At 73.9% G+C, this 15,374-nt stretch carries 15 protein-coding genes; 5 read left to right on the forward strand and 10 right to left on the reverse strand.

What is annotated here, in order from left to right; genetic code table 11:
- Positions 1–399 precede the first annotated feature (399 nt).
- Positions 400–1,074, forward strand: a complete 675-nt coding sequence (locus tag ACIP5O_RS25995; protein ID WP_401297158.1) for a DUF5701 family protein — start codon at positions 400–402, stop codon at positions 1,072–1,074.
- Positions 1,075–1,119: 45 nt separating this feature from the next.
- On the opposite strand, the gene ACIP5O_RS26000 is transcribed toward ACIP5O_RS25995, so the two are convergent.
- Positions 1,120–1,701 carry a snapalysin family zinc-dependent metalloprotease gene (locus ACIP5O_RS26000; protein WP_401297160.1) on the reverse strand — a complete coding sequence of 194 codons (582 nt, stop codon included), beginning with the start codon at positions 1,699–1,701 and terminating at the stop codon, positions 1,120–1,122.
- Between the two features lie 279 nt (positions 1,702–1,980).
- Between ACIP5O_RS26000 and ACIP5O_RS26005 the strand changes: the two genes are divergently transcribed.
- Positions 1,981–2,898: an NADP-dependent oxidoreductase gene (locus tag ACIP5O_RS26005; RefSeq protein WP_401297372.1), complete on the forward strand. Its 918-nt coding sequence runs from the start codon at positions 1,981–1,983 to the stop codon at positions 2,896–2,898.
- Between the two features lie 48 nt (positions 2,899–2,946).
- Here the strand turns inward: ACIP5O_RS26005 and ACIP5O_RS26010 are convergent, their stop codons facing one another.
- The 3 genes from ACIP5O_RS26010 to ACIP5O_RS26020 are packed head-to-tail and all read right to left on the reverse strand — an operon-like array spanning position 2,947 to position 5,651.
- Positions 2,947–3,978, reverse strand: a complete 1,032-nt coding sequence (locus tag ACIP5O_RS26010; RefSeq protein ID WP_401297162.1) for an NAD(P)/FAD-dependent oxidoreductase — start codon at positions 3,976–3,978, stop codon at positions 2,947–2,949.
- On the reverse strand, positions 3,975–4,490 hold the full coding sequence (locus ACIP5O_RS26015) for an isoprenylcysteine carboxyl methyltransferase family protein (RefSeq protein WP_401297164.1): 516 nt from the start codon (positions 4,488–4,490) through the stop codon (positions 3,975–3,977). The genes ACIP5O_RS26010 and ACIP5O_RS26015 overlap by 4 nt, the downstream gene beginning before the upstream one ends.
- Before the next feature lie 9 nt (positions 4,491–4,499).
- Positions 4,500–5,651, reverse strand: coding sequence for a type III polyketide synthase (locus ACIP5O_RS26020; protein WP_401297165.1), 1,152 nt, complete (start codon positions 5,649–5,651; stop codon positions 4,500–4,502).
- A 37-nt stretch (positions 5,652–5,688) separates the two neighbouring features.
- On the opposite strand from ACIP5O_RS26020, the gene ACIP5O_RS26025 reads away from it, so the two are divergent.
- Entirely contained in the window at positions 5,689–6,549 is an 861-nt protein-coding gene (locus ACIP5O_RS26025) for a UbiA family prenyltransferase (RefSeq protein ID WP_401297167.1), read from the forward strand.
- A 68-nt stretch (positions 6,550–6,617) separates the two neighbouring features.
- On the opposite strand, the gene ACIP5O_RS26030 is transcribed toward ACIP5O_RS26025, so the two are convergent.
- The 3 genes from ACIP5O_RS26030 to ACIP5O_RS26040 form a co-directional block, all read right to left on the reverse strand.
- Positions 6,618–7,607 carry an SDR family NAD(P)-dependent oxidoreductase gene (locus ACIP5O_RS26030; protein WP_401297169.1) on the reverse strand — a complete coding sequence of 330 codons (990 nt, stop codon included), beginning with the start codon at positions 7,605–7,607 and terminating at the stop codon, positions 6,618–6,620.
- Positions 7,608–7,666: 59 nt separating this feature from the next.
- Positions 7,667–8,263, reverse strand: coding sequence for a hypothetical protein (locus tag ACIP5O_RS26035; protein ID WP_401297171.1), 597 nt, complete (start codon positions 8,261–8,263; stop codon positions 7,667–7,669).
- A gap of 336 nt (positions 8,264–8,599) precedes the next feature.
- The gene (locus ACIP5O_RS26040; protein WP_401297172.1) at positions 8,600–10,294 is read right to left on the reverse strand and encodes an alkaline phosphatase D family protein; all 1,695 of its coding nucleotides are present in this window, start codon (positions 10,292–10,294) and stop codon (positions 8,600–8,602) included.
- Between the two features lie 680 nt (positions 10,295–10,974).
- Between ACIP5O_RS26040 and ACIP5O_RS26045 the strand changes: the two genes are divergently transcribed.
- The gene (locus ACIP5O_RS26045) at positions 10,975–12,021 is read left to right on the forward strand and encodes a fatty acid desaturase family protein (protein WP_401297174.1); all 1,047 of its coding nucleotides are present in this window, start codon (positions 10,975–10,977) and stop codon (positions 12,019–12,021) included.
- On the opposite strand, the gene ACIP5O_RS26050 is transcribed toward ACIP5O_RS26045, so the two are convergent.
- The 3 genes from ACIP5O_RS26050 to ACIP5O_RS26060 form a co-directional block, all read right to left on the reverse strand.
- Entirely contained in the window at positions 11,999–12,451 is a 453-nt protein-coding gene (locus tag ACIP5O_RS26050) for a hypothetical protein (RefSeq protein ID WP_401297175.1), read from the reverse strand. The two genes, ACIP5O_RS26045 and ACIP5O_RS26050, sit on opposite strands and share 23 nt — an antisense overlap.
- 150 nt (positions 12,452–12,601) lie before the next feature.
- A complete protein-coding gene (locus ACIP5O_RS26055) occupies positions 12,602–13,495 on the reverse strand; it encodes a YihY/virulence factor BrkB family protein (protein WP_401297177.1) in 894 nt (297 codons plus the stop codon).
- Between the two features lie 122 nt (positions 13,496–13,617).
- A complete protein-coding gene (locus tag ACIP5O_RS26060) occupies positions 13,618–14,016 on the reverse strand; it encodes a MarR family winged helix-turn-helix transcriptional regulator (RefSeq protein WP_401297374.1) in 399 nt (132 codons plus the stop codon).
- Between the two features lie 169 nt (positions 14,017–14,185).
- Here ACIP5O_RS26060 and ACIP5O_RS26065 point away from each other — a divergent pair, with 169 nt between their 5' ends.
- On the forward strand, positions 14,186–15,313 hold the full coding sequence (locus ACIP5O_RS26065; protein ID WP_401297179.1) for an NADH:flavin oxidoreductase: 1,128 nt from the start codon (positions 14,186–14,188) through the stop codon (positions 15,311–15,313).
- Positions 15,314–15,374: the final 61 nt, after the last annotated feature.

A 15,374-nucleotide genomic window follows, 5' to 3' on the forward strand; every position in this document is an offset into this window, starting at 1 on the left:
CTCGCCAGTGATCGTTCCGTCCGTATGATCGAACCCGTTCACCCAGGTCACGGGGGAGACGAGGGCCGTACAGACACCGACGTCGGCGCCGCTGTCGCGGCCGGGCCCTGGGAACGGGGGAGGACGTGGGAAGACCGGGGCGCGACCATGTCCCGGTCTTCCCGACGTCGTTGACGTGCCCGGCCGGGTTGTGGGGTCGGGCAAGGAGGGGAGGGTGCCCGTGGATTCGGACCGGCGCGGCCGACGTCTCCCCTCACCGGTACCCGGTCTACGGCGTGGTCGTTGTACCCCGGCCCCGGCGCCGGCCCCGGCCCCGGTCTCGCCCCCGGCCCCGGTCTCGCCCCCGGCCCCGGTCTCGCCCCCGGCCTCCCGAGCCCTCGACCGCGAAACGGACTCACTGTGCCCGACACCACCCCGCCCCCGCCCCCGCCCCCGCCCCTGCCCCCGCTTCCGGCCCTCGACGTCCAGGCGGACCGGCTGATCGGTCTGGGCGTACCCGAACTCGCCGGACTGACCGCCGAAGAGGTGCGGTCCTTCGCGGCGGAGGCCGCCGGGGAGGCCGGGGGCTCCCTGCTCGCCGTCCACCCCGGCGCCCTCCCCGCCTCGGTGCTCGCCCCGCTGCTGCGCCACGCCGGGCAGCCCGGCTTCGTCGTCACCGACATGCCCGACGTCGACCTCTTCGCCCCGACCGCCGTCGAGCTGCCCGACGGACCCCTCTACCTCGTCGACGGCGTCGACCGCGGCGACCGCATGTCCAACTGGAGTCCCGACGAGGCCCTCCCCGCCCTCACCGCCGAGGGCCGCACCCCTCTGCTGCTCACCGAGGGCATGCACTGGGTGCTCCAGACCCCGGACGTCCTGGTCCGCAACCACTGCTTCATGACCATCGGTTCCCGGCTGCGCAAGGCGAACGGTTCCTGGGACGCCCGTACCCCGGCGATCTGGATCAGCAACGGCACCGGGCGGGACGGCCGCGCACGGCGCGACGCCCCCAAGGTCGGCTGGTGCTGGTGGAACAACCGCCACACCTGGCTGGGCTTCGCCTCCACCACCGGCCGCCGCCCCGCCGTGTGACCCCCACGGGTGACCCGGGGGTCCGGGTCACCCGTGGGGACGCGGTCAGGGCGCGTCGACGAGGGTCCGGCCGTCGGCGGGTACGAGTGCGGCGAGGCCGCCGGCGTAGGCGGACTGCACGCGGGACCGCTCGGTCGCGTTCGGGACGGCGTTGGTGCAGGCCGTCCCGGCGCTCGACCCCGACATGAGCTGTGAACACGGGCCGGGCTTGGTGTCCGGCAGGCCGAGGCTGTGGCCCAGTTCGTGAGCGGCGATCCGGGTCTTGTCGTAGCCCTGGCTCACGGCCTGGCTGCCGAGTTCGACGCGGACCTGACGGCCCGGACGGACGGGGCCGAGCGTGGCCTGGGGCCAGCCCGTGGTGGCGACGATCACGATCTCGGCCCCGGTGCCGGGGGCCGCCTCCACCAGTTTGACGTTGCTCACGTTCGCGTTCCACGAGGCGACCCCGGCCGCGATCGCCGCCTCCCAGCCTCCGGCGCGGCTGTCGTCGTAGCGGAGGGTCACCACCGCCGCCTGCGCGGCGGGGGATTCGGGTGCGGGGGCGGGCGCGGCGGCTGCGGCGCCCGCCACGGCGAGGACGAGCGCGGCGGCGGAGGTGCCCGCCCTGAGCCATGTGCCGAGGGGCATTGCTGCTCCTTCGTCTGTGGGGGGACCCGGCCCCGGTGGGGACGGGGTGTGAAGGGGTGGCACGGGCGTCCGGTGGGGCCGGACATGACCGTCGATCACCCCTCCGAGCCTTGCGATGGTACGCCCCGGGAGCACTCAATGTCATGCACCCGTCATCCCTGGTTCTGTCGTCGCCCGCTCCCCGGGCGAGTCTCCCGCCGTGTCCGGGTCGTGCCGTGCTCAGATGGAGGGAACGCAGCCGACGGCACAGGAAGGGTCGCAGGGATGTCCGAGGCCACCATGAGGGCGATGACGTACGAGACCTACGGCGGGACGGAGGTGCTCCGCGAGACCCGGCTGCCGCTGCCGAAGGTCGCTCCCGGCGAGGTCCTCGTCAAGGTCCGGTGCGCCTCGGTCAACCCGGTCGACTGGAAGATCATGGCGGGCGGGCTCGACGGCCTGATGGACGTCGTCCATCCGGTGGTCCCGGGGTGGGACGTCAGCGGCACCGTCGAGCGGGTCGGCATCGACGTGCCCGAGTTCGCGGTCGGTGACGAGGTGATGGCCTACGCCCGCAAGGACTACGTGCACGGCGGCACCTTCGCGGAGTACGTCAGCGTGCCCGTGCGCGTCCTCGCGGCCAAGCCCGCCTCGCTGAACTGGGCACAGGCCGCCGGACTGCCGCTGGCCGGCCTGACCGCCTATCAGCTCCTCACCCGGCTGGGAACGGGCGCCGACGACACCGTCCTCGTGCACGGCGCGTCCGGTGGCGTCGGGTCCTTCGGCGTCCAGCTCGCCCGGGCGCTCGGCGCGCGGGTCATCGGCACCGCCTCCCCGCGCAACCACGACCGGTTGCGCGGATTCGGCTGCGAGCCCGTTTCGTACGGCGACGGTCTGGCCGATCGCGTCCGCGCCCTGGCCCCGGACGGGGTCACCGTCGTCGCCGACTTCGTGGGCGGGGTGCTCGACACCACCCTGGCCGTCCTGGCCGAGGGCGGGCGGCACGCCTCCATCGCCGACGACGCCGTCCTCGGCGCGGGCGGCCAGTGGATGTGGGTCCGGCCGAGCGGCGAGGACCTCGGGGCCCTGGGGCAGCTCGTGGACGGGGGAAAGATCACGGTCGACGTCGCCGCGACCTTCCCGCTCTCCGAGCTCGGAGCGGCCTTCGACCTCAGCCGGGAAGGCCACACCTCCGGGAAGATCGTCGTCGAGATCTGAGGCGCCCCACCGACGCCGTCGGACCGCTCCCCGCGCGGCGGTGAAACCTCACGCCAGGGCGTTCACCGCCGCCGCGAAGACACGCGGCAGGCGCTCGGCCGCGGGCACGACGAGCGGCGCGAGCGCCCGCTGCTGCCGCACCCGCACCAGGAGTTCCGTCAGGAGCCGGTGGCCGCGGGTCGCGCGGTTCCAGTCGCCCTCGTAGCGCTCCGGAGTGCCGCGGCGCACGTTGCCGACCAGGGCCCCGGCACCCGCGAGGGCCAGGGAGACGCCCTCGCCGGTCAGCGCGTCGACGTATCCGGCGGCGTCGCCCACGAGGAGCACCCGCCCGTGGAGCCGGGTGCGCGCCTTCTGGCGCAGGGGTCCCGCGCCCCGCACCGCGGTGACGGCCCTCCCCGCGGGGAGACGGGCGGCCAGTTCGGGGAACCGTTCCAGTTGGGCGCCGAAAGGGGCCCGCCGGTCCGTCAGCAGGGCGACGCCGACGAGCCGGGGTCCGAGCGGGGTCACGTACGCCTCGCCGTCCCGTCCGCAGTGCACCTCGACGTACGGGGACCACGGGGGCACGGCGTAATGACGCCGCAACCCGTACCGGGGTCTTCGGCGGGAACCGGCGCAGAGTCCGAGGGAGCGGCGCACCGGTGAGTGCAGGCCGTCGGCGGCGACCAGCCACTTGGCGCGCAGACCGGCACCGGGCAGGGACACGCCGGTGGCGTCCTGCCGCACTTCTCCGATCCGCAGGGGCAGTACGGGAACGCCCGCGGCGAGGACGGCCCCGTGGAGGACGTCGTGCAGGGCGGTACGCCGTACGCCCAGGCCGGGGCCGTTCCGGAACGCGGCCTGGACCCGGCGGGGCCCCTGCACGTAGCGGATGCCCGTGATCGGATGGCCCGGGACCTCCAGACCGAGCGAGGCGAGGGCCCGGACGGCACCGGGCATCAGGCCCTCGCCGCACGCCTTGTCGACCGGTGCGCGGCGCGGCTCGGCCACGACGGCGTCGAAACCGGCGCGCGCGGCGTACAGGGCCGTCGCCAGGCCGGCGGGACCGCCTCCGACGATGACCAGGTCGTGTTCGCGGCTCACGCGGGCACCGCCCGGGCGAGGGCCGCGTTCTCGCACCGGAGGCGGACCGTGAGCAGTGCCGCGTTGGCCGTGCTGAACACCGCCGCGGTCAGCCACGAGGAGTGCACCAGGGGCAGGGCGGCGACCTCCACCACGACGGCGGCGTAGTTGGGGTGACGTGCGAAGCGGTAGGGGCCGGTGCGGATCGGGCGCGTCCCGGGGACGACGATGACGCGCGTGTTCCAGTACGGCCCGAGTGCGGTGACGCACCACCAGCGCAGCACCTGGGCCAGGAGGACCAGCGACAGCATTGGCCAGGCCAGGGCGGGCAGGAACGGCCGGCGGGCCAGGACGGGTTCGAGGAGACAGCAGACCAGCAGGGCCGTGTGCAGGACGACCATGACCGGGTAGTGGCCGCGACCGTGCTCGACACCGGTCCGGGCGAGGACCCGGGCCGTGTTGCGCCGGGCCACGACCAGCTCGACGACGCGTTCGGCGGCCACGCCGAGGACGAGGAGCGCGTACCAGAACATGAAGACCCCTCACCAGCGCAGCAGGACGAACTCGGAGCAGAAGCCGGGACCCATCGCCATCAGCAGCCCCCACGTACCGGGCTCGGGCCGCTCGGGGCCGCGGTGGCTCTGCAGGACGTGCAGCACGGAGACCGAGGACATGTTCCCCAGGGCCGCCAGCGACCGCCGCGCGCCGTCCAGGGCGTCATCGGGCAGGCCGAGGGCGTCGGTCACGGCGGACATCACCTTGGGGCCGCCCGGATGGCACACCCAGGTTCCGATGTCGTCGGTGGTGAGGCCGTGGTCCGCCAGGAAGGCCCGCAGGGGCTGTCCGAGGTGGTCCCGTACGACACGGGGGATGCCCGCGTCGATCACGACGCGGAACCCTCCGGCCCCGATGTCCCAGCCCATGAGGTGCTCGGTCCCCGGGTAGAGATGGCTGCGCGTGGCGACCACCGTCGGTCCGCCTCCGTCTCCGTCCCGTTCCGCGGCCGCGCCGCCGCGCGCGACGACCGCCGCCGCGCCGTCGCCGAACAGGGCGCCGGCGACGAGGTTGGCGCGGGAGTCGTCGCGCCGCTGCAGCGTCAGCGAGCACAGTTCGACGGTGAGCAGCACGGCGGTGTCGTCCGGATGCCCGCGCAGGTAGTCGTGCACCCGGGCGAGACCGGCGGCGCCCGCCACGCATCCCAGGCCGAAGACCGGAAGCCGCTTGACGTCGGGCCGCAACCCCAGGCGGCCGACCAGCCGGGCGTCGAGCGAAGGGGTGGCCACGCCGGTGACGGAGTTGCACACCAGCAGGTCGACGTCGGCCGGTTCGAGCCCCGCTTCCCGCAGCGCGCCGGTGACGGCTTCCTCACCCAGGTCGAGTCCGGACGCGATCCAGGCGTCGTTGGACCGTCCGAAGTCGTCGAGGCCGGCGTACTGGTCGATCGGCAGGGCCAGATGACGCGTACGCACGCCGGTGGACCCGTGCAGGCGGCGCAGCAGGGCCCGGTCGGCTCCCGGAGCCAGGCACAGGTCGCCGATCGGCTCGGTCAGGTCGTCCTGGGCGTAACGGTGCGGCGGCAGCGCGGTGTGGACGGCGGCGATCGTGGTCGCCGCGGCGTGTGCGGTCGGCCGGCGCGGGGCGCCGGAGGGGGAGGTGACGTCATCGGTGAGCACGGAGACACGCATGGCGGTCATGCCTACCTCGTTCCGGACACCTGATTAGCTTGCGCACGTGTCTTTGCACCCGTCCGGCGTTTCTCCGCGCCCGCCGCTCCGCGTCCCGGCGCTGCTGCGCTCCTGCCATCTGGAGCCGGCGCTCGCCGTGACCGTGTTCGTGACCGCGCTGGCCGTGGCGGGGGGCCGGGGCGCGGCGGGGGCGGCGCTGGTGGCCGGGGCGGTACTGGCCGGTCAGCTCTCGGTCGGCTGGTGCAACGACGCGGCCGACGCGCGGCGTGACACGGCCTGCGGGCGCCGCGACAAGCCGGTGGTCACGGGCGAGCTTCCCCCCGGGGCCGTGGCCGTGGCGGCCGGGGCGGCCCTGGGGCTGTGCGTGCCGCTGTCGCTGCTGAGCGGGACGGCCGCGGGAGCGGTGCACCTGGGAGGCGTGGCGGCGGGCTGGGCCTACAACCTGGGACTCAAACGCACGGTGCTCTCACCGCTGCCCTACGCCGTGGGGTTCGGCTCGCTGCCCGCCTTCGTCACCCTCGGTCCGCCGTCGCAGTCCTGGCCCGCCTGGTGGGCCGTGACGGCGGGGACGTTGCTGGGCGTGGGGGCGCACGTGGTCAACGTCCTGCCGGACATCGAGGACGACCTCGCGACCGGCGTGAGCGGGCTGCCGCAACGGCTCGGCCGCGCGGCCTGCCGGTGGACGGCACCGTTCGTGATGCTGGCGGCCGTGGCGGTGGTCGTCGTGGGACCCCCCGGAGCGGTGGGCGCCTCGGGCTGGATCCTGGCGGTGACGGCCGGGGCGGTCGCGGTCGCGGGCACGGCGCTGCCGTCGGCGGCCGGTGGCCGATGGCCGTTCCGGGCGGCAATCGTGGTGGCGGGCACGGCCGTGACGCAGCTCCTGCTGAGGGGCTCCGACATGGCCTGACCTCCGGGGGCCCCGGTCCTGCTCGGGAAGCGGGCCCGCGTGTCCGCAGGGGGAGGGCGGGCCGTTCGTCACCGTCGCCGGCCGAGGGCCCTCACCGCGATCGCGAGTGCCGCCAGGCCCGCGGTCGCCGTCAGGGTCCCGCCGGCGAGGCGGTGGTCGTGCCGGCGCCATCCGTCGTCGACGGTGCCCGGCAGGGGATCGGGGACGAACACGGTGCCGTCGTGCGGGGGTGCGGGGGCGCCCCGTACGGCGAACGTGTTCACCACGGGGCCGATGAGTCGGTCGTACAGGCCGGGCGCGAGACGGTCCACCCAGACGCCGACGCGCTGTGTTCGTCCGACGACGATCTCGCGCCGGGGACGGTCGACGGCGCGCACCACCGCGGCCACCACCCGTTCCGGGGACGTCACGGGGGGCAGCGGCCGGATCCGACGGCCGGTGTAGTTCGCGGCGTGACGGTAGATCGGCGTGTCGACCGCGCCCGGCAGAACGGTGCACACGGCGATGCCGGGGGCGTCGCGCAGTTCCTGGCGCAGCACCTCGGAGAAGCCGAGCAGGCCCCATTTCGCGGTGGCGTACGGTGCGACGTAGGGGGACGAGAGCCGTCCGTACAGGGAACCGACGTTGATGAGCACCCCACGGCCCTGGGACCTGAACTGCGGCAGCACAGCCCGGGCCGCGTGGACCTGGCCGAACAGCGTGGTGTCCACGATCCGCCGGAACACGGGGCCGGGAGTGTCCTCGAACAGGCCGTAGCTCCACACGGCCGCGGCGTTCACCCAGGCGTCGATGCGCCCGAACCTTCCGACGGCGCGTCGGACCAGGGCCTGGACGGCCGCTTCGTCGCCGACGTCGGTCGGGACGACCAGCGCCCTTCCCCCTCGCCGCTCGCACTCCCGGGCGACCGCGGTGAGGGTCCGCTCGGTGCGGGCCGCCAGCACGACGTCGGCCCCGCGGGCGGCGAGGGCACACGCCACCCCGCGGCCGATGCCGCTGGACGCCCCGGTGACGACCACCACCGGCCGGGCCGGCCGGTTCGATACGGTCAGGTGCTCCACGTGCGTGATCGCTTTCCGTCCGACCCCTACGGGTGTGGTGGTCCGGATGCCGACCGGAGTCAGTGCGACAGGTGGCGGCCGACGCCGGAGGGCAGGTGCTGGGAGAGGGACGCGGCGCGCTGCCACATGCCGTACGCCTGTTCGGAGGGTCGCTGCTGCTCGCCGTGCAGCGCGTTGAGCACCACCAGGCACCCCGTGAGCGCCGGCACCGCCCACTGGGCACAGGCCAACTGACGCCGGGCCTTGTCCAGGTCGACGGGGTGCTTCCTCGCCTTCTCGGCGTCCTCCGGGTCGGAGGAGGAGGCCAGCTCGACCTTCTTGCCCAGTACGCGGGCGTAGGCGGTGGCGGCCAGGGCCGCCGCGGTGACGACGGTCTTCGCCGCGGTGGAGGCGGCGACGCCCTGCTGGGTGGCGACGCGGTGGGCGTTCACGACCAGCAGCCCTCCGCTGCCGAACAGGTGCGCCCCGATGGCGGCGGCACTGACCGGCGTCCACTTCGCCCAGCCGGCGGAGGCGATCCGGTCCGTGGCCACCTGTGTGCCGCCCTCGTCCACGGCCGCGCCGTTGAGGCCGACCGCACCCATCAGCGAGCCGCCGAACCAGGCGGCCAGACCCACGTCGTGCAGGCTGCGAATCAGCGTGTGGCGTTCGGACATGATGGTGCTCCTTCTGAGCGGTGGGGAGGCAGGACCGACGCGGACGTCGCACTCCACCCTCACCCGGTCCCGATCACCCCGCCATCACAGTGGGCCGGACGGGTGCGCACGGCGGGGCGGCCGTCGGGCAGGTCCGGGTCGCGCCGGACGCGCGGGGCGGCCTTGCTTCCCGGCGACCCTTCCGGACCGCTGCCGCTCCGTCCCCGGACCGCCCCCACCCGATTTCGCGAACCGGACCGCCCGCGAGCCCACAGACGTCCCGTCCGGAAGTCCGCCGTGCCCTTCTCGGCCCGGGCGTCGATGGCGCGGCCAGGGGCGGACCGCCCGACGCGGGCCTCAACTCCCGTCCGTCAGAATCCGGTCGAGGACGCCCGTGAGCCGCGCCCCCGCGCGGTCCGTCCCCCGGCGTCCCCGTTCCGCGTCCGCCGAGGCCTTCTCCAGCCGCAGCCGCGCCGTACGTCCGCGCAGGGTCAGCGTCATCAACTGGTTGCCGAACCACGGTCCGTCGGTGTGCTCCCAGCTGACCGTCGGTCTCGCGATCCGTCCGTGGCGGGCCAGGAGGTGCCCGATTCCCCTGGCGAACCGGCTCCAGCCGAAACGGAACCCGACCCGCATGGCCACGGGGACCGAGTTGTGCAGCGGTGAGCAGGTGAACTGGAAGACGCGGGAACGCGGCTGCCGCCCGGTGGCCCAGACGGGCTCCGCCACGTACCCGTGGTGCACGTCTCCCGAGAGCACGCACACCGTCGCCGGGGCGGCGTCGCCCCTCCCCACCTCGGCGACCGTCTCCGTCAGCTCCTCGAACGACGAGGCGAACGCCGCCCAGTGCTCCAGGTCCGCCCGCCGGCGCAGCCACTCGCCGAAGCGCGCCCAGCGCGGGCCGCGTTCGCCCCGGCAGAGCGCCGCGTGCCAGCCCTCCGCGAAGTGGACCATCGGGGGCAGCAGCCACGGGAGCGAGGTCCCGATCAGCAGGTGGTCGACGCCGCCCGGGTCGTCGAACGCCTGCTTCCGCAGCCAGGCCTCCTCCTCGGCGTCCAGCATCGCCCGCCGCTGCTCCTCGAGCACCCGCGCGGCACGGGTGTCGACCATCAGCAGCCGGGTGCGGCCGAAGTCCCTGCGGTAGCTCCAGCGCACCGCCGTCGGGTCGGCGTCGGCGCGTTCGGCGAACGCGCGCAGCACCTCCGTGCCGTCGTCGGCCGCCAGCACCGCCGCGTACAGCTCGTCCTCGGCGAGCTCGGCGGGGGAGAGGTTCCCGAGGTGCTGGTAGACCCAGTACGTCATCAGACCGCCGGTGATCCGCTCGTGCCACCAGGGCGTCGCCCGCATGTCGGCCACCCAGGCGGCGCTGGTGTTCCAGTCGTCGATGACGTCGTGGTCGTCGAAGATCATGCAGCTGGGCACGGTCGACAGCAGCCAGCGCAGTTCGGGGTCGCCCCAGGATTCGTCGTAGAGGTGGGTGTACTCCTCGTAGTCGGCGACCTGGTCCGGCGGGGCGGCGGAACCGGTGCCGGCGGCCCGCCGGTGCCGGGCGATCCAGTCGCGGGTGTCGGCGGACGTCTCGTCCGCGTACACCTGGTCGCCGAGGAGGAGGAGGACGTCCGGGCGTTCGGCCTCCGGGTCGGCGGCGAGCCGGGCGGAGAGGGTGTCGAGGACGTCGGGGCCCACCGGATCGTGCTCGTCCACGGCGGGCGCCGCCCACCGGCACGAACCGAAGGCGACCACCGCGCCCGTCGCCGGGACCGGGGGCGTGCGGATGGTGCTGGGCGGCCGGGACGAGTCCGCGAGGGGCCACACCCGCTCGCCGTCGAGCAGCACCTCGTACGCCGTGGTGGAGCCGGGGGCGAGCCCGGTCACCACCACGAGGGCGTAGTGGTGGCCGGCGACGCGGAACGTCGGGGCCGAACCCCCGGCGCCGCCCTCGCACCGGACCTCCGCCGTGCACGCCCGGTCGGTCTCGACCCATACCGTCGCGCTCGTGCCCGTCTCCCAGTCCACGTGCCGCAGGAGCGGTCCCAGTCTCAGGTCGGCCATCGCGAGTCCCCCTTCCGGCGCTCCGCACGGTACGGAGACGGTCGCTCCGTACGGTACTGAACGACGGGGAGACGGCGTCGTCGTACCCCTCCGGCAGCCCCGGGCGCGACGCCCGCTCGCCTCCGGCGTCACGCGTCGAAGCGCACCCGGACCGTCGGGCCGCCCTCCGCGTTCGCCGTCGCGCCGTGGGCGCGCGACGGAGCCGACGATCGACAGGACCGGGCCGACGCCCTCTTCCGGGGCGTGGGTGCGCTCGGTCGGGCGCCGGGAGGGCGCGCGGAGGCCGCTCGGCTTCGACGGGCATCCGACGGCGGTGTACGAGCGGTCCACGGACGCGTCCGTACACACCGTGCGGAAGCTGTTCGCCTCGACGATCGGCCCGCGGAACGTACCGGTCGGGAGCCTGTCCTCGGCCCCGGGGGCGTCTTCGGCCGCGTTCCGACCGCCGGCCCGACCCGCCCCCGGCCCTCCGGCATCCCGGCAGGAGGAGCCGCGGCGAATGCCTTCGTGGGTGCGCCGCCCCGGCGGAACGCCTTCGATGCGAAAGGGCCGGGCCGTGGGGCACGTGAAGTCCGGCATCCCGGGTACACGCAATACGGGAACTCCACCCGCATCGGGTGGAGCGCGAATCCGGTTCGGCGCGCCCACCGTTCCGCGATCACGGAAAGTAACTTCTGGTCATGAACCCCTCACAGACGGTCCGCCCCCCTCCTGTACGGAAGGACGCGGGAAGCGATTTCGCCCGGCTCTCCCGCAGGATCCAGGAGGCCGGGCTCATGGCCCGGCGCCCCGGGTACTACGCACTGCGCATCACGGTCGTGACAACCCTGTACGCCGCCGGGTGGACGGCCTTCGTCCTGGTCGGCGACAGTTGGTGGACGCTCCTGACGGCCGGCTTCCTCGCCTTCGTGTTCGGCCAGGTGGCGCTGCTCGCGCACGACCTCGCCCATCGGCAGGTCTTCCGGCTGCGCAAGGCCAGCGAGGCGTCCGGGCGCATCGCCGGGAACCTCGCCATCGGCATGGGGTACGGCTGGTGGCAGGACAAACACACCCGGCACCACGCCAACCCCAACCACGAGGACCTCGACCCCGATCTCGACCCGGACGTCTTCGTCTGGACGCAGGATCAGGCCCGTGCGGCCAGGGGACTGCCCCGGCTGCTCGGCCGCTCGCAGGCGTTGCTGTTCTTCCCCCTGCTCACGCTGGAGGGGTTCAACCTGCACGTGTCCGGAGTGAGGTCGCTGTTCGACCGTTCGCTCAAGCACCGCGTGTGGGAAGGCGCCCTGATCGCCGCGCACTTCGCCGTCTACCTCGGCGCGCTGTTCCTGGTGCTCCCGCCCGGCAAGGCGGTCGTGTTCCTGCTCGTGCACCAGTGTCTCTTCGGCGTCTACCTCGGCTCGATCTTCGCCCCGAACCACAAGGGCATGCCGATCCTGAGCGGCGCCGACCGGCCCGACTTCCTGAGGCGCCAGGTCCTGACCTCCCGCAACGTGCGCGGAGGCCGCCTCACCGACGTCGTTCTGGGCGGTCTCAACTACCAGATCGAGCACCACCTCTTCCCGAGCATGCCCAGCCCGCACCTGTCCAGGGCCCAGACCATCGTCCGCGGGTACTGCCAGGAGGTCGGGGTCGGCTACCTGGAGACCAGCCTGGTCGAGTCCTACCGGCAGACCCTCGCCAGCCTCCACGCGGCGGGAGCTCCCCTCAGGAAGCCGCGCCCCGCCTGACGCCGCGGCCGGCACGGGAGCGGCCTCGCGTTCGTACGGCCGCCGCGCCCCCCTCCGGTTCCGGCTCCTGAACGAGGAGACGGTCCTCCTGGCGGGCCGCGTTCAGCAGGGGCCCGTGGACCGGGCAGGACGGGCGCAGGGCCGGGGCCGGAATCCGGTAGTGGGCGCGGTCGCGCAGCCGGCCCGTCCACCGTTCCGCCGGGGAGGCGCGCCTGATGAGCAGGTGACGGCTGCTGCCGTGCGCGAGGTGGGCGCGGTACTCGTGCACCAGCGGGTCCTCCGGGCCGAGGAAGTCCCTCACCTGCTCCTCCACCAGGCAGAACGGGCAGTGGGCACCCGGCGGCAGGTGGAACTGGCGGCCTTCCGGCCGCGTGTCGTCACCGAAGGCGGTGAGCACCAGGGCGCCCCGGGGCGACACGCAGACGCCCATGACCTGCGCACGACGCGGTACGAGAACGCCAGGAAGGCGCCTACGAGGACCGGCATGATCCAGTCGGGCGCCGTCATCCGCGCAATCCGTCGTGTCGCATCCCAACTCACCCTCGGTCATTCGGTGTTGGGTGTCCGGGGGTAGCGTCTCTCATGGTGTGTCGCGGTGTCGACCCTCCGTGCGTGCGAGCACCGCGTTGAACTGGGCGCCGGTGAGCAGGGCGAGGTTGGTGAACCACAGCCAGACGAGGAAGACGACGATCCCCGCCAGCGATCCGTAGAGGCGGTTGTAGGTTCCGAACTGCGTGTAGAGGGTGAAGGCGACCGAGGCGCCGAGCCAGAGGACCGCGGCCAGGACACCGCCCGAGAACCCCCGGCGCCTTCCGCGGACCCAGGCGGGGCCGGTGCGGTAGAGGATGAGGATGAGGGCCGTGACGATCGTCAGGAGCACCGGCCACCGCAGGACGGCCACGACGTCCGTGTCCGGATGGCCGGCGGCCGCCGCGAGCCGGCGGGCCACGGGTCCGGTCGCGACGAGGCTCGCGGCACCCGCGACGAGCAGGGCCAACAACGCACAAGCGGTGAGGACGAGGATGTGCGCCGCGCGCAGGGGCGGCCGGGTGTCGGGCATCCGGTACATCGTGTGCAGGGCGCGCCGGAAGACCGCCAGGTAGCTGGAGGCCGACCACAGGGCGCTCAGGATCCCGCTGACGAGCAGTGCCCACAGGGAGGAGGGCGTCGAGGTGAGGCCCTCCAGCGCCTCGCGGAGCACCTGGGCCGATTGGGGAGGGGCGTAGGAGGTCAGGTCGAGGATCAGGCGCTCACGGGTGTCGCCCCCGGCCAGCCCCACCAGGGAGACCGAGACGAGCAGGGCGGGCACGAGGGCCAGCACCGCGTAGTACGTGAGAGCCGCCGCGTAGTCGGCGATGTTGTCGTGCCAGAGGCGCACGGCGGTGCCGCGCAGCGCCGAGCCCACCGTCCTCAGCGACTCGGCGGCACGATGGCCCGGGGTGCTCCGGCGCGTCCGGAGGGTGTTCGCTACCACGGTGTCCTCTTGCCCTGCGTCACCGTTCTCATCCTGCTCGGGGACGCACGCGCAAGGCTCTCGGTCTCCCCGCGGGACCGGTCTCCGCACGCCGTGCGGTGCGCCGCCGCGGGCCGCCCCGGTCAGCCGGCGGGCTCGGACACGAAGACTCGCTCCAGCAGGGCGCACAGGCGGTCCCGGTCCTGGTCTCCGAGCCTGTCCAGGCCGTCCCGCGTGGTGCGCATCCTCGCGCGGATCGCGTCGGTGACCCGCTCGCCCTCGGCCGTGAGGACGACGTTCTTGACGCGCCGGTCGGACGCGTCGGGCTCGCGGCGCACCAGGCCGCGCTTCTCCAGGCGGTCGATGATCCCGGTGATGTTGGAGGCGTCGCAGGTCATGGTCTCGGCCAGGGCGCGCATCGCGGCCGGTCCCCGGCGCAGCACGGCCAGCGTCCTGCCCTGGCTCGCGGTGAGGTTCTCGCTCGCCGCCGCGAGGGTGAAGTCGCCGTAGTAGACGCCGAGCGACACCGAGAGCAGCTCCATGAGCCGGTCGGTGCCGACGCCGGGTGCCTCCGTGCGGGGAGCTTCTGCCATGGGGCCACCCTATCCGGAGAAACTTGACGATCTCAAATATCGGGTTCTACCGTCCTCCTGTTGCATGAGGTTCTCAAACATCAAGCTTGTCAAGCAGTAGTCATTGAGGAGCGTTCCCGTGACCGTCACCGCGTCCCCCGCCTCCCGCGCGGCCGAGATCCTGTCCCGGCCCGTCGCGCTGAACGGCCTGACCGTCCCGAACCGCATCGTGATGGCGCCGATGACCCGCATGTTCTCCCCCGGCGGCGTTCCCGGTGAGGACGTGCGCTCGTACTACGCCCGCCGCGCCGCCGCCGGCGTGGGCCTGATCGTCACCGAGGGGACCTACGTCGGCCACGAGTCGGCGGGGCAGAGCGACCGCGTGCCGCGGTTCCACGGCGAGGAGCAGCTGGCCGGGTGGGCGAAGGCAGCCGAGGACGTGCACGCGGCGGGCGGGACGATCGTGCCGCAGCTCTGGCACATCGGCATGGTGCGCGAGCAGGGGCAGGCGCCCTACCCCGACGCCCCCGCCGTGGGTCCTTCCGGCATCCGCGTCGACGGCACCGAGGGCACGGGCAGGGTGATGACCCGGAGCGACCTGGACGACGTCGTCGGCGCCTTCGCTGAGGCCGCCGCGGCCGCCGAGCGCATCGGATTCGACGGCGTCGAACTGCACGGCGCCCACGGCTACCTCGTCGACCAGTTCCTGTGGGAGCGGACGAACCGCCGTACCGACGCCTACGGCGGCGACCCCGTGTCCCGTACGAGGTTCGCGGCCGAGATCGTGGCCGCGGTCCGCGCCGCCGTCTCACCCGGCTTCCCGGTGATCTTCCGCTACTCGCAGTGGAAGCAGGAGGCCTACGACGCGCGCCTCGCCGAGACCCCGCAGGAGCTGGAGGCGATCCTGGCCCCGCTCGCCTCGGCCGGTGTCGACGCCTTCCACGCCTCCACCCGCCGCTACTGGCTCCCGGAGTTCGAGGGCTCGGACCTGAACCTGGCCGGGTGGACCAAGAAGCTCACCGGCCGGCCCACGATCACCGTCGGCTCGGTCGGCCTCGACGGCGACTTCCTCCACGCCTTCGCGGGCAAGGGCGCCGGACTCGGCAACCTCGACAACCTCCTCGACCGCCTGGAGCGCGACGAGTTCGACCTCGTCGCCGTCGGCCGCGCCCTGCTCCAGGACCCGCAGTGGGCCGCCAAGGTCCTGGCGGGGAGGACCGACGAACTGAAGCCGTACGACGCGGCCGCGCTGAAGACGCTGAGCTGAAGCCGGGACGCCGAGCCGAAGCGTGTCGGCTCGGGTCGGTGCCTCTCCTGCCGGGGCGGGG

It is taken from the genome of Streptomyces sp. NPDC088915 (assembly GCF_044749825.1).
Classification (GTDB): Bacteria; Actinomycetota; Actinomycetes; order Streptomycetales; family Streptomycetaceae; genus Streptomyces.

What these genes read in the sequence shown, in the direction of transcription:
- ACIP5O_RS26000 (WP_401297160.1), bottom strand. Translation starts at nt 1,701, where the DNA reads ATGCCCCTCGGCACATGGCTCAGGGCGGGCACCTCCGCCGCCGCGCTC.
- ACIP5O_RS26005 (WP_401297372.1), top strand. Translation starts at nt 1,981, where the DNA reads ATGAGGGCGATGACGTACGAGACCTACGGCGGGACGGAGGTGCTCCGC.
- ACIP5O_RS26015 (WP_401297164.1), bottom strand. Translation starts at nt 4,490, where the DNA reads ATGTTCTGGTACGCGCTCCTCGTCCTCGGCGTGGCCGCCGAACGCGTC.
- ACIP5O_RS26020 (WP_401297165.1), bottom strand. Translation starts at nt 5,651, where the DNA reads ATGACCGCCATGCGTGTCTCCGTGCTCACCGATGACGTCACCTCCCCC.
- ACIP5O_RS26035 (WP_401297171.1), bottom strand. Translation starts at nt 8,263, where the DNA reads ATGTCCGAACGCCACACGCTGATTCGCAGCCTGCACGACGTGGGTCTG.
- ACIP5O_RS26040 (WP_401297172.1), bottom strand. Translation starts at nt 10,294, where the DNA reads ATGGCCGACCTGAGACTGGGACCGCTCCTGCGGCACGTGGACTGGGAG.
- ACIP5O_RS26045 (WP_401297174.1), top strand. Translation starts at nt 10,975, where the DNA reads ATGAACCCCTCACAGACGGTCCGCCCCCCTCCTGTACGGAAGGACGCG.
- ACIP5O_RS26050 (WP_401297175.1), bottom strand. Translation starts at nt 12,451, where the DNA reads ATGGGCGTCTGCGTGTCGCCCCGGGGCGCCCTGGTGCTCACCGCCTTC.
- ACIP5O_RS26060 (WP_401297374.1), bottom strand. Translation starts at nt 14,016, where the DNA reads ATGGAGCTGCTCTCGGTGTCGCTCGGCGTCTACTACGGCGACTTCACC.